The organism is Streptomyces sp. NPDC025638 (assembly GCF_055558775.1).
Window position 1 is genome coordinate 233,221 of sequence record NZ_JBVHLX010000002.1, and the last position, 13,127, is coordinate 246,347.

Here is a 13,127-nt window from a genome sequence, read left to right on the forward strand (position 1 = left end):
CATGTTCATCTTGTAAACCTCGTGCTTCGTGCACGTCCCTCCGCGCCTGTCCAAGCGCGGCATCCCCGCCGGTCAGGCGGCGAAGGAGATGGTTCACGTGTCCGCTACGCCCGTGCTGGCGTTGCGCGGAGTCTCCAAGCGATTCGGTGCGGTTCAGGCCCTCACCGACGTCGAGCTGGAGGTCCACGCCGGAGAAGTGGTCGCCCTGGTGGGCGACAACGGCGCAGGAAAGTCGACCCTGGTCAAGACGATCGCGGGTGTCCACCCCATCGATGAGGGCGTCATCGAGTGGGAGGGCAAGCCGGTCAGCATCAACAAGCCGCACGACGCCCAGGGACTCGGTGTCGCGACGGTCTACCAGGACCTCGCGCTGTGCGACAACCTCGACGTGGTCGGCAACCTCTTCCTCGGTCGCGAGCTGCTGCACCGGGGAGCCATCGACGAGGTGTCGATGGAGAAGCAGGCACGTGAGCTGCTGAGCACGCTCTCGATCCGCATCCCCAGCGTGCGCATCCCGATCGCGAGCCTCTCCGGCGGTCAGCGCCAGGTCGTCGCCATCGCCCGCGCCCTGATCGGCGACCCGAAGGTCGTCATCCTCGACGAGCCCACCGCCGCGCTCGGCGTCGAGCAGACCGCTCAGGTCCTCGACCTGGTCGAGCGGCTGCGCGAGCGCAACCTCGGCGTCATCCTCATCAGCCACAACATGGCGGACGTGAAGGCTGTCGCGGACACCGTCGCCGTCCTGCGTCTGGGCAAGAACAACGGCTCCTTCCCTGTGAAGAGCACCAGCCACGAAGAGATCATCGCCGCGATCACGGGAGCCACGGACAACGCCGTGACTCGTCGTGCGGAGCGTCGCACCACGGAGGCGGCAAAGTGAGTGACACGTCCAAGGTCGAGAAGGTCGACCCCGCCGCCCCGGTCCAGGACACCGTGGCCCCCGCCGACGACCCCACGGCCGCGCCGGTCGCCGTCGTCGACCCCCGCCTGCTGGTCCGCGAAGAGGGCTTCAAGGGCTACATCACCGAGTTCAAGCGCAAGATCAAGGGCGGCGAGCTCGGTTCGCTGCCGGTCTTCGTCGGTCTGGTCGTCATCTGGACGATCTTCCAGCTGAAGAACGACCTCTTCCTCAGCGCCGACAACCTGTCGAGCATCAGCTACTTCCTCGCGGCCACCGGCATGCTCGCCATCGGCCTGGTGTTCGTGCTGCTGCTGGGCGAGATCGACCTCTCCGTCGGTTCGGTCAGCGGTCTGGCGTCCACCGTGTTCGCGGTCTTCGTCGTCAACCACGGCATGAACGGCTGGCTGGCGCTGGTCCTGTCCGTCGTGACCGGTATCGCCATCGGCGCGCTGCAGGGCTGGTTCTTCGCCAAGATCGGCGTACCGGCGTTCGTCGTGACCCTGGCCGGCTTCCTCGGCTGGAACGGTCTGATGCTGTGGCTCCTCGGCGACAGCGGCACCATCAACATCCCGGCCGAGTCCGGCCCGGTGCACCTGCTCGGTCAGAGCTCCTTCTTCATGGACCAAGCCATCGTCGGCGCCTACCTGCTCGCGGGCCTCGGTGTCGTCCTGATGGCCGTCGGCTCCTTCAACGAGCAGCGCCGCCGCCGCGCCGCCGGTGTGCCCTTCCGGCCCACCAGCGAGATCCTGATCCGGGTCGTCCTGCTCGCCATCGCGTCCTTCGCCGCCGCGGCCGTGCTCAACAACGCCTCCGGTGTCTCCAACGCCCTGGTGATCTTCCTCGCCGCGCTGGTGATCGTCGACTTCGTGCTGCGTCGTACGACCTACGGCCGGAAGGTTTTTGCAGTCGGTGGTGGCATCGAGGCCGCGCGCCGTGCCGGTATCAGCGTGCCGATGGTCCGGATCACCGTGTTCGCCATCTCCGGCGGCTTCGCGGCGATCGGCGGTATGTTCTTCGCCGGCCAGACCGCGAGCGCCACGCTCAACGCCGGTGGCGGCAACACCCTGATGCTCGCCATCGCGGCGGCCGTCATCGGTGGTACGAGCCTCTTCGGCGGCCGCGGCTCCGTCTGGTCCGCCCTGCTCGGCATGCTGGTCATCCAGTCCATCCAGACCGGTCTCGACCTGCTCAACATGAACACCTCGATCCAGTACATGATCACCGGTGGAGTGCTGCTGGGCGCCGTCGTCATCGACTCGGTCTCCCGCAAGAGCCAGAAGGCAGCGGGCCGCGCATAACGCGCAGATCCGTCGCCGTAGCTCACATCAGAACCCTGTGCCCGGCACCAACGGCGGTGCCGGGCACAGCTGTGTCTCGGGAACCCTTCTGGTGGGTACGGCCGTTCGCGTGACGTACGACGCACAGCCCGGGCGTCGGTCGCAGAGGCGGAACATTAGACTCGACAGGCCCGGCAACAGCTCGATCAGCTCTACTGCAAGGAGGCACGGGTGCCGCTGCTGACCCGCATCAGGGGACCGCGCGATCTGGACCGGCTCAGTCTGGAGGAGCTGGAACAGCTGGCAGAGGAGATCCGGACCTTCCTCGTCGACGCCGTCTCCAAGACAGGCGGACATCTCGGACCCAACCTGGGCGTGGTCGAGCTCACCATCGCCCTGCACCGTGTCTTCGAGTCCCCGAAGGACAAGGTGCTGTGGGACACGGGCCACCAGTCCTACGTGCACAAGCTGCTCACGGGCCGGCAGGACTTCTCCAGGCTGAAGATGAAGGGCGGTCTGTCCGGCTACCCCTCGCAGGCCGAGTCCGAGCACGACATCATCGAGAACTCGCACGCCTCGACGGTCCTCGGCTGGGCTGACGGTCTGGCAAAAGCCAATCAACTGCGCAAGAAGGACAACCATGTCGTCGCCGTCATCGGCGACGGCGCCCTCACCGGGGGCATGGCCTGGGAGGCGCTCAACAACATCGCCGACGCCAAGGACCGCCCGCTGGTCATCGTCGTCAACGACAACGAGCGCTCGTACGCGCCGACCATCGGCGGCCTCGCCAACCACCTCGCGACGCTGCGCACCACCGACGGCTACGAGCGCTTCCTGGCCCGCACCAAGGAGGTCCTGGAGCGCACCCCGGTCGTCGGCAAGCCGCTCTACGAGACCCTGCACGGCGCGAAGAAGGGCCTGAAGGACTTCATCGCCCCGCAGGGCATGTTCGAGGACCTCGGCCTGAAGTACGTCGGCCCGATCGACGGCCATGACATCGAGGCCCTGGAGTCGGCGCTGGCCCGCGCCAAGCGGTTCGGCGGCCCGGTCATCGTCCACTGCCTCACCGAGAAGGGCCGCGGCTACCAGCCCGCCCTCCAGGACGAGGCCGACCGCTTCCACGCCGTCGGCAAGATCCACCCCGACACGGGCCTGCCCATCGCCAGCTCCGGCGCCGACTGGACCTCCGTCTTCGGCGACGAGATGGTGAAGCTGGGTCATGAGCGGGAGGACGTCGTCGCCATCACCGCCGCGATGCTCCAGCCGGTCGGACTCGACCGGTTCGCCAAGGCCTTCCCCGAGCGGGTGTACGACGTCGGCATCGCCGAGCAGCACGGCGCCGTCTCCGCCGCGGGCCTCGCGACGGGCGGGGTGCACCCCGTCTTCGCCGTGTACGCCACCTTCCTCAACCGCGCCTTCGACCAGGTGCTGATGGACGTGGCCCTGCACAAGTGCGGGGTGACCTTCGTGCTGGACCGTGCGGGTATCACCGGCACCGACGGCGCTTCCCACAACGGCATGTGGGACATGTCGATCCTTCAGGTCGTGCCGGGGCTCAGGCTGGCCGCGCCGCGCGACGCCGACCAGGTGCGCGCGCAGCTGCGCGAGGCCGTCGAGGTGAAGGACGCGCCGACCGTCGTGCGCTTCTCGAAGGGCGCGGTCGGTCCCGCCGTACCGGCCCTGGGACGCGTCGGCGGCATGGACGTGCTGCGCGAACCGGGCACCGACACCCCGGACGTGCTGCTGGTCTCCGTGGGCGCCCTCGCCCCGATGTGCCTGGAGATCGCCGGCCTGCTGGACCGGCAGGGCATCACCACCACCGTCGTCGACCCGCGCTGGGTCAAGCCCGTCGACGAGGCCATGGCCCCGCTCGCCGAGCGGCACCGCGTGGTCGTCACCGTCGAGGACAACTCCCGCGTCGGCGGCGTCGGCTCGGCCGTCGCCCAGGCCCTGCGGGACGCCGGCGTCGACGTCCCGCTGCGTGACTTCGGCATCCCGCCGCGCTTCCTCGACCACGCCTCCCGCGCCGAGGTCATGGCCGAGATCGGGCTGACCGCCCCCGACATCGCCCGCCAGGTCACCGGTCTGGTCTCCAAGCTGGACGGCCGCTTCGACCGCCCGACGAGCGAGGTCGACTCGGTGGAGCCCGCGCGCGACTAGCACCAGAGGCGCCCTTCCGGGCCGGTTTTGCCACTGTCAAGAGTGGTGAAACCGGCCCATTTGCGTGAATGAGCACGCCCCGGGGCATACGTACCGCGCCCCCTCTCGATCATGTCGAGGACGACAAGCGTGGGAGGTACCCCGTGAGCAGTTCCCTCTTCCGGACGAAAAAGGTGGAGCAGTCCATCCTCGATACCGAGGAGCCAGAGCACGCGCTCAAGAAATCCTTGTCCGCGCTGGATCTGACCGTCTTCGGCGTCGGTGTCATCATCGGCACCGGCATCTTCGTCCTGACCGGCAAGGTCGCCAGGGAGAACGCGGGCCCCGCGGTCTCCCTGGCCTTCGTCGCGGCCGGCGTCGTCTGCGCCCTTGCCGCGCTCTGCTACGCGGAGTTCGCCTCCACGGTCCCGGTGGCCGGATCCGCGTACACCTTCTCGTACGCGTCCCTCGGTGAACTGCCCGCCTGGATCATCGGCTGGGACCTCGTCCTGGAGTTCGCGCTCGGCACGGCGGTGGTCGCCGTCGGCTGGTCCGGCTACATGCGCTCGCTCCTGGACAACGCGGGCTGGCACCTGCCCGACTACCTGGCCGGCCGGGACGGAGCCCACGGCTTCGGCTTCGACATCCTCGCCGCCGCGCTGGTCCTGGTGCTCACCGCCATCCTCGTGATCGGCATGAAACTGTCCGCGCGGGTCACCGAAGTGGTCGTCGCCATCAAGGTGACGGTCGTCCTGATCGTGATCGTCGCCGGTGCCTTCTTCATCACCAGCGCCAACTACAAGCCGTTCATCCCCAAGGCCCAGCCGGTGGAGGCCGGGGGCACTCTCAAGGCGCCGCTCATCCAACTGATGGCCGGCTGGGCGCCGTCCAACTTCGGCGTGATGGGCATCTTCACCGCCGCCTCCGTCGTCTTCTTCGCCTTCATCGGCTTCGACGTCGTGGCCACCGCCGCCGAGGAGACCAAGAACCCGCAGCGGGACATGCCGCGCGGCATCCTCGGCTCCCTGCTCATCTGCACGGCGCTGTACGTGGCGGTGTCCATCGTCGTCACGGGCATGCAGCACTACACCGATCTCTCCGTGGACGCCCCGCTCGCCGACGCCTTCAAGGCCCTCGGACACCCCTGGTACGCGGGCGCGATCAGCTTCGGCGCCGTCATCGGCCTGACCACCGTCTGCATGATCCTGCTGCTCGGTCAGACCCGGGTGTTCTTCGCGATGAGCCGCGACGGTCTGCTGCCCCGCTTCTTCTCCATCGTCCACCCCCGGTTCCGGACCCCGCACCGGCCGACCATCCTGCTCGGTGTGCTCATCGCGGTCATCGCGGGCTTCACCAGCCTGAGCGAACTCGCCGAGCTGGTGAACATCGGCACGCTGTTCGCCTTCGTGGTCGTCGCGCTCGGCGTGATCATCCTCCGCCGCACCCGCCCGGACCTGCACCGCGCCTTCCGTACGCCGTGGGTGCCCTTCATCCCGGTCCTGTCCGTCGCCGCCACGCTCTGGCTGATGCTGAACCTGCCCGCCGAGACCTGGCTCCGGTTCGCCATCTGGATGGTGATCGGCTTCGTCGTGTACTTCGCGTACGGCCGCTCGCACAGCCGCCTGGGACGCCACGAGGAGACGACGCCCGACGAGGTCGGAAGGCGGCCGGGCGGAGACACCCCGTAGCCGGCCCCGTGAACGCACCGGCCCCGTATGTCCTGTTTCGGTGGAGACCGCGGGGCCGGATAGCGTGCTCCCCATGTCCGCCGCGTCGCTCGCCCCACCACGTTCCGTAGTCGCACGGAAGGCGTACTGGACGCGGCTGCTGCCGCTGCTGGCGGCCCTGGCCTGTGTGACCCGTGTGCCGTCCTTCGCGCGGCCGCTGTGGAACCCCGACGAGGGCTTTCTCGCCGTGCAGGCCCGGATGCTGGCACACGGCGGGCAGATGTACGAGACGGTGGTGGACCGCAAGCCGCCCATCGTGCCCTGGCTGTACCAGGCCGCGTTCGCGCTGGGCGGCTCCGGATCGCTCACACCGGTGCGGATCCTCGCCGTGCTGGCACAGCTGCTCACCGCCGTCCTGCTGGCCTCGCTCGCCCGGCTCCGGTGGGGCGACACCGCGGGCCGGACGGCCGGGGTGCTGTATCTGCTGGTCTCCGTGGGGCTCAACCCCGAGGACGCGCAGGCCGCCACGTTCGAGGTGTTCATGCTGCCCTGCACGGCCGCCGCGATGTGGTGCGCGGACCGCCGCCGCTGGGGCACGGCCGGCGTGGCCGTCGCCTGCGCCCTGCTCACCAAGCAGACCGGCGGGGTGGTGCTGATGCCGGTGCTGTGGCTCGCACACCGGTACGGCGCCCCGCGCGGCGCGGTGCTGCGGCTGGCCGCCGGGGTGGCCCTGCCGGTGCTGGGTGCGGCCCTGGTCACCGATCCGGCCGGCTTCGTCTTCTGGACGGTCACCGGATCGGGGGCGTACGCCTCCTTCACCGGGTCCGAACTGCACGCCCTGGTCCGGGCGCTGACCAACACGGCGATCCTGGCCGTGGCCTGCGCGGGCCTGATCCCGCCGGTGGTACGGGTACTGCGGCTGGCCCGTACGGGGGCGGCCGACCTGTGGCTGTGGCTCGCCTCCTCGGCCCTGGCCGTGGTCCTCGGCTTCCACTTCTTCGGCCACTACTACCTGCAACTCATCCCGCCGCTCGCCCTGCTGGCGACGGCCGCGCTGCAGATCCTGCCCCGGCAGCGGCTGACCGCGGCGGTCCTCACCTCGGCCTGCTGCTGCGTCCTCTTCCTGGCCTGGGGTCTGCTGGCGCCCCGCCCCGAACTCACCCACGCCCAGCGCCTGGCCTCAGCCGTGGCCCACCGCACGGCGCTCACCGACCGGGTCCTCGTGTGGGGGATACACCCGGAGACGTACTGGCTGTCCCAGCGCACCCCCGCCAGCCGCTATCTCACCGCGGGGCTCCTCACCAACTTCAGCGGCGGCCGGGGCAGCCCCCAGGTCGGCGAGCAGTACGCCGTCCAGGGCACCTGGCCCGTCTTCCGCGAGGAAATGACCGCCCACGCACCTGCTTTGGTGGTCGACGACTCCAGGGGCAAGCCGTACGCCCCGGAACGCGTCCCGGGCCTGCGCCAACTCCTTGCGGCACGGTACGAGCCGGTGGGGGAGGTGGACGGGGCGGTGCTGTACGCGCGGGTGACGCGGGACTAGGGCATGCCGCCGAGCACCGCCCGTGGGCCCGTCACCTCCGCGTCCAACTCCGTCACCCTGCACCGCAGTTCGCGGTCGGCCGTGATGACCAGGGTGGGGCGGCCGCGGTTCTCCTCGACCAGCTCGACGATACGGTCGTCGCCGCTGCCCCGCGCCGACTCCACCCGCAGTCCGGGCGCGGACTGAACGCCGCGCGCCGCGCCCTCGACGACCAGCACGATCTCCACGGGGTTCGGATGACCGGGCAGCCCCTCCGACGCCAGCCGGTCCCGCAGCCGCTCGGCGGCCCCCCTCCGGTCCCGCCACCATCCGTCGGGCACCGACCCGACCACGTTCGCGGCATCGACGATCACGAGCAGCGGCGCATCCTCGTCCATACGCCAAGCCTCCCACGGCGACGCGCCCCGAACACCGACAGAACACCGGCGCGTGGCCGCTCTCGGGCTTCCGGTCGGGGCGCGGGTGTTGGCGGAGGGAGTCGGGCGGGGCTGTCGGCCCATCGGGGGCGCCTTGGTCCTCCGGCCGGCGGCGTCTTCCGCTTGCCCCCTGGGCGAGCGCCACCGGGTTCGTGCAGCGCACCGGCTGCAGTAACCGGCAGAGGCGGGGCCCGGTCAATCGCTCGTCCGGCATAGAGTGATGCGGTGAACGGCGACTGGCTCATACGCGGCCGTGACGGTCGGCTCAGTGTCTACCTGCCGTCGGGCGAAGCCGTCCTGTGCCGGGCGGAGCGCGGGCCCGGTGGTCCCTGGGGCGCCCCGCGGACGGTCGGCGGCGACCAGCGGCTGCACCCCGTGCTCGGCGTCGGTCAGGGCGCCGACGGCTACGCCCATCTGGTCTCCTGGCGGCCCACGGCGGCCGGTGAGTCGGGCCTGGTGCACTCCACCCACTTCCGGCCGCATCTCGCCGCCCTGGACTGGGCTCCGGTCGGACACCCCGACAAGAAGGGCGACCGCACCGGCACCCCGGCGGTCGCCGTGGACGCACAGGGCCGGGCCCATGTCTTCGTACGCAACAAGGGCGGCGGAGTGAGCCTGCTGGCCCAGAAGGAGAAGGGCGGCTGGGATCCCTGGCGCGATCTGAAGGGCCGGGACGTCCAGGAGGAACTCGCGGCCGTGACGGGGGAGTCCGGCCGGGTCGAGCTCTACGCGGCCGTCCCCGGCGCCGTACTGCACTGGCGCCAGGAGGAGGCGGGCACCGAGCCGGTCCTGGAGGAGGCGCTGGAGGCACCGGCCCGCCCGGGCACCCTGCACGCCCTGGCCACCTCCCCCGACAGCACCACCCTCTTCTACACCGCCGACTCGGGCGACATCTGCGCCTGGCGCCCCGGCGGCAAGCCCGTCGCCCTGCTCCCCGCGGCCGGCGACGGCCCGGTCGCGGCGGTCCGCTGCGAACTGGACGGCCACGACTGCACCCTCCTCGCCCAGCGTTCGTCGAGCGGCCGCGTGGTCTTCGCCGCGTATCCGACCCAGGACGAGACGGCGGGTGCCTGGTGGACCGAGTCGGGCCCCCAGCTCCCCGCGGACGCCGTGGTGGCCCTCGCGCTGGACGAGAACGGCCGCGTGGCCGCGGCAACGTTGTCCCCGTCGACCGGCCAACTCCTGGTCACCCGCCGCAAGGAGGAGCCGGGACTGGCACTGGAGGCATGGCGGGAGGTCTGAGTGCGCGAAGATGACCGCGTGGACACCGAGACACTCATCGACACATGGCGCCGTCTCCTCGCCGGATCCGGAAAATCGTGGGTGCTCTTCGAGCACGGCACCTGCGTGGTGCTGGAGGAGCCCGAGGGGCAACTCGACGAGCGGGCCACCGAGCTCCTGCGGGAGTTCGGCCCCGTGCACGTGGCCGGGCCCGCGGGCGACTTCCGCGTACTGGAGCTCAAGAACGACGAGGGCTGGCTGGTGACGGGCCATCACCCGGACGTGGTCACCTTCGTCGGGCTCGACGAACCCGCCGACCCCTCGCATCTGGCCGTCGGGATCCATGGCCGGTCCAAGCGCGACCAGGACGGCCGGGAACTGCACGTGGTCCATGTCGAGGACGCAAGTCCGCCCGCCTCCTGAAACGCCGATGCCCGGCACACCACTCGGGTGCGCCGGGCATCGTCCGTGCGTACGGAACGCCGCGGAACCGGTTACGCCGGGACGCTCGCCGTGCCCGGAGCCAGGAACTTCTTGCCGTTCACCCGCTCCGAGACGCCCTCACGGTCCAGGTACGGCGTGATGCCGCCCAGGTGGAAGGGCCAGCCGGCGCCGGTGATCAGGCACAGGTCGATGTCCTGGGCCTCGGCCACGACACCCTCGTCGAGCATCAGACCGATCTCCTGGGCCACCGCGTCGAGGACGCGGTCCCGGACCTGCTCCTCGGTCAGGACGACATCGCCCTGCTTGAGCAGCGCCGCGACCTCGGGGTCCAGCTCCGGCTTGCCGCTGTCGTAGACGTAGAAGCCGCGCTTGCCCGCCTTGACGACGGCCGCGAGGTTCGGGGAGACCTTGAAGCGGTCCGGGAAGGCCCGGTTGAGGGTCTCCGAGACGTGCAGACCGATCGCGGGACCGACCAGCTCCAGCAGCACCAGCGGGGACATCGGCAGGCCGAGCGGCTCGATGGCCTTCTCGGCGACCTCGACCGGGGTGCCCTCGTCGATGACGTTCTGGATCTCGCCCATGAAGCGGGTCAGGATGCGGTTCACCACGAACGCCGGGGCGTCCTTGGTGAGGACCGCGGTCTTCTTCAGCTTCTTGGCGACCGCGAAGGCGGTGGCCAGCGAGGCGTCGTCGGTCTGCTCGCCCCGGACGATCTCCAGGAGCGGGAGGACGGCGACCGGGTTGAAGAAGTGGAAGCCCACGACCCGCTCGGGGTTCTTGAGCTTCGACGCCATCTCCGTCACCGACAGGGAGGAGGTGTTGGTCGCGAGGATCGCGTGCGCCGGGGCGACCGCCTCGACCTCCGCGAACACCGTCTGCTTGACGCCGATCTCCTCGAAGACGGCCTCGATGATGAAGTCGGCGTCCGCGAAGCCCTCCGCCTTGTCCAGGACACCGGTGACCAGCGCCTTGAGGCGGTTGGCCTTGTCCTGGTTGATACGGCCCTTGCCGAGCAGCTTCTCGATCTCGGCGTGGACGTAGCCCACACCCTTGTCGACGCGCTCCTGGTCGATGTCCGTGAGGACGACCGGGACCTCCAGGCGGCGCAGGAAGAGCAGGGCGAGCTGGCTGGCCATCAGGCCCGCGCCGACCACGCCGACCTTGGTGACCGGGCGCGCCAGGTTCTTGTCCGGGGCACCGGCCGGGCGCTTGCCGCGCTTCTGCACCAGGTTGAACGCGTAGATGCCGGAGCGCAGTTCGCCGCCCATGATCAGGTCGGCGAGCGCCTTGTCCTCGGCGTCGTAACCCTGCTGCAGGTCGCCGTTCTTGGCGGCCGCGATGATGTCCAGGGCACGGTAGGCGGCCGGGGCCGCGCCGTGCACCTTGGAGTCCGCGATGAAGCGGCCCTTGGCGACGGCCTGGTCCCAGCCCTCGCCGCGGTCGATCACCGGGCGCTCGACCTCGATGTCGCCCTTGAGGACGTTCGCGGTCCAGATCAGCGACTGCTCCAGGAAGTCGGCGCCCTCGAAGAGGGCGTCGGCGATGCCCAGGTCGAAGACCTGCTGGCCCTTGAGCTGCTTGTTCTGGTTGAGGCTGTTCTCGATGATCACCGAGACGGCCTTGTCGGCGCCGATCAGGTTCGGCAGGATCGTGCAGCCGCCCCAGCCCGGGACCAGACCGAGGAAGACCTCGGGCAGGGAGAACGCCGGGATCGCCTTGGAGACGGTCCGGTAGGCGCAGTGCAGACCGACCTCGACGCCACCGCCCATGGCGGCACCGTTGTAGTACGCGAAGGTCGGGACGGCGAGGCCCGCGAGGCGCTTGAAGACCTCGTGGCCGCCCTTGCCGATGGCGAGCGCGTCCTCGTGCTTCTTCAGCAGCTCGACGCCCTTGAGGTCGGCGCCGACCGCGAAGATGAACGGCTTGCCGGTGATGCCGACACCGACGATGCCGCCGGCCGCGGCCTCCGCCTCGACCTGGTCGATGGCGGTGTTGAGGTTCGCCAGCGAGGCCGGGCCGAAGGTGGTCGGCTTGGTGTGGTCGAAGCCGTTGTCCAGCGTGATGAGCGCGAAGCGCCCGGCGCCGAACGGCAGGTCGAGGTGGCGTACGTGCGCGGACGTCACGACCTCGTCGGGGAACAGCTCGGCCGCACCCTTCAGAAGCTCAGCGGTGGTGCTCACTTGTCCCCCTCGAAGTGCGGGTTCTCCCAGATGACCGTCGCGCCCATGCCGAAGCCGACGCACATGGTGGTCAGGCCGTAGCGGACGTTCGGCTGCTCCTCGAACTGGCGGGCCAGCTGCGTCATCAGACGGACGCCCGAGGAGGCCAGCGGGTGGCCGTAGGCGATGGCGCCGCCGTACTGGTTGACGCGCGCGTCGTCGTCGGCGATGCCGTAGTGGTCCAGGAGGGCCAGGACCTGGACGGCGAAGGCCTCGTTGATCTCGAAGAGACCGATGTCGGAGATGGACAGGCCCGCCTTGGCGAGGGCCTTCTCCGTGGCCGGGATCGGGCCGTAGCCCATGACCTCGGGCTCGACGCCCGCGAAGGCGTAGGAGACCAGGCGCATCTTGACCGGCAGGTTGTTCTCGCGGGCGAAGTCCTCGCTCGCGATGATCGAGGCGGTGGCTCCGTCGTTCAGACCGGCCGCGTTACCGGCGGTGACCCGGCCGTGCACGCGGAAGGGGGTCTTCAGACCGGAGAGGTTCTCCAGGGTCGTACCCGGGCGCATCGGCTCGTCGGCCGTGACCAGGCCCCAACCGGTCTCGCCGGCCTCGGGGTTCGTACGACGCACCGAGATCGGCACCAGGTCCTGCTGGATCTTGCCGTCGGCGTACGCCTTGGCGGCCTTCTCCTGCGAGCGCACCGCGTACTCGTCGGCGCGGAGCTTGGTGATCTGCGGGTAGCGGTCGTGCAGGTTCTCGGCGGTCATGCCCATGAACAGGGCGGACTCGTCGACCAGCTTCTCGCTGACGAAGCGCGGGTTCGGGTCCACGCCCTCGCCCATCGGGTGGCGGCCCATGTGCTCGACGCCACCGGCGATGACGGCGTCGTAGGCGCCGAACGCGATCGAACCGGCGGTGGTCGTCACGGCGGTCAGGGCGCCGGCGCACATGCGGTCGATCGAGTAGCCCGGGACGGACTGGGGGAGACCGGCGAGGATGCCGGCCGTGCGGCCGAGGGTCAGGCCCTGGTCACCGATCTGCGTGGTCGCGGCGATGGCGACCTCGTCGATCTTCTTCGGGTCGAGACCGGGGTTGCGGCGCAGCAGCTCCCGGATCGCCTTCACGACGAGGTCGTCGGCGCGGGTCTCGTGGTAGATGCCCTTCGGGCCCGCCTTGCCGAACGGGGTGCGGACGCCGTCGACGAAGACGACATCCCTGACGGTACGAGGCACGATGGCTCTCCTCCAGGGTGCGGGATGGCACTGCTGCGACGCGCAAGAGCTGAGCGCGCGCTCAGGACCCATGCTACTTGTGGGTAACGTAGCTGCACACCCCTGACGCGGGGAGCGGCGAACGT

Annotated in this window: 10 protein-coding genes; 7 read left to right on the top strand and 3 right to left on the bottom strand. The window is 70.1% G+C overall.

Translation table 11 applies throughout. The annotated features are described in order from the left end of the window. Positions 1-88: 88 nt before the first annotated feature. From ACZ4EG_RS05180 to ACZ4EG_RS05200, 5 genes are all read left to right on the top strand, one after another. A complete protein-coding gene (locus ACZ4EG_RS05180) occupies positions 89-880 on the top strand; it encodes an ATP-binding cassette domain-containing protein (protein WP_467789972.1) in 792 nt (263 codons plus the stop codon). Continuing rightward, entirely contained in the window at positions 877-2,199 is a 1,323-nt protein-coding gene (locus tag ACZ4EG_RS05185; protein ID WP_453556785.1) for a sugar ABC transporter permease, read from the top strand. Before ACZ4EG_RS05180 ends, ACZ4EG_RS05185 begins: the two co-directional genes overlap by 4 nt. Positions 2,200-2,409: 210 nt before the next feature. Next, the gene (gene dxs, locus ACZ4EG_RS05190; RefSeq protein ID WP_453556787.1) at positions 2,410-4,338 is read left to right on the top strand and encodes a 1-deoxy-D-xylulose-5-phosphate synthase; all 1,929 of its coding nucleotides are present in this window, start codon (positions 2,410-2,412) and stop codon (positions 4,336-4,338) included. A 143-nt stretch (positions 4,339-4,481) separates the two neighbouring features. Then, a complete protein-coding gene (locus tag ACZ4EG_RS05195) occupies positions 4,482-6,005 on the top strand; it encodes an amino acid permease (RefSeq protein WP_467789596.1) in 1,524 nt (507 codons plus the stop codon). 73 nt (positions 6,006-6,078) lie between these two features. After that, entirely contained in the window at positions 6,079-7,527 is a 1,449-nt protein-coding gene (locus ACZ4EG_RS05200) for an ArnT family glycosyltransferase (RefSeq protein WP_467789597.1), read from the top strand. Here the strand turns inward: ACZ4EG_RS05200 and ACZ4EG_RS05205 are convergent. Next, the gene (locus ACZ4EG_RS05205) at positions 7,524-7,904 is read right to left on the bottom strand and encodes an NTP pyrophosphohydrolase (protein ID WP_467789598.1); all 381 of its coding nucleotides are present in this window, start codon (positions 7,902-7,904) and stop codon (positions 7,524-7,526) included. The genes ACZ4EG_RS05200 and ACZ4EG_RS05205 overlap by 4 nt on opposite strands. 264 nt (positions 7,905-8,168) lie before the next feature. On the opposite strand from ACZ4EG_RS05205, the gene ACZ4EG_RS05210 reads away from it, so the two are divergent. Continuing rightward, positions 8,169-9,185 carry a PLL family lectin gene (locus ACZ4EG_RS05210; protein WP_467789599.1) on the top strand — a complete coding sequence of 339 codons (1,017 nt, stop codon included), beginning with the start codon at positions 8,169-8,171 and terminating at the stop codon, positions 9,183-9,185. An 18-nt stretch (positions 9,186-9,203) separates the two neighbouring features. Then, positions 9,204-9,587, top strand: a complete 384-nt coding sequence (locus tag ACZ4EG_RS05215) for a hypothetical protein (protein WP_453556797.1) — start codon at positions 9,204-9,206, stop codon at positions 9,585-9,587. A gap of 71 nt (positions 9,588-9,658) precedes the next feature. Here the strand turns inward: ACZ4EG_RS05215 and ACZ4EG_RS05220 are convergent, their stop codons facing one another. Together ACZ4EG_RS05220 and ACZ4EG_RS05225 are read right to left on the bottom strand one after the other, a co-directional pair. Beyond that, positions 9,659-11,788, bottom strand: a complete 2,130-nt coding sequence (locus tag ACZ4EG_RS05220; RefSeq protein WP_453556799.1) for a 3-hydroxyacyl-CoA dehydrogenase NAD-binding domain-containing protein — start codon at positions 11,786-11,788, stop codon at positions 9,659-9,661. Then, positions 11,785-13,002 (bottom strand): thiolase family protein, encoded by a 1,218-nt coding sequence (locus ACZ4EG_RS05225; protein ID WP_453556801.1) that lies wholly within the window; start codon positions 13,000-13,002, stop codon positions 11,785-11,787. Before ACZ4EG_RS05225 ends, ACZ4EG_RS05220 begins: the two co-directional genes overlap by 4 nt. Positions 13,003-13,127 lie beyond the last annotated feature (125 nt).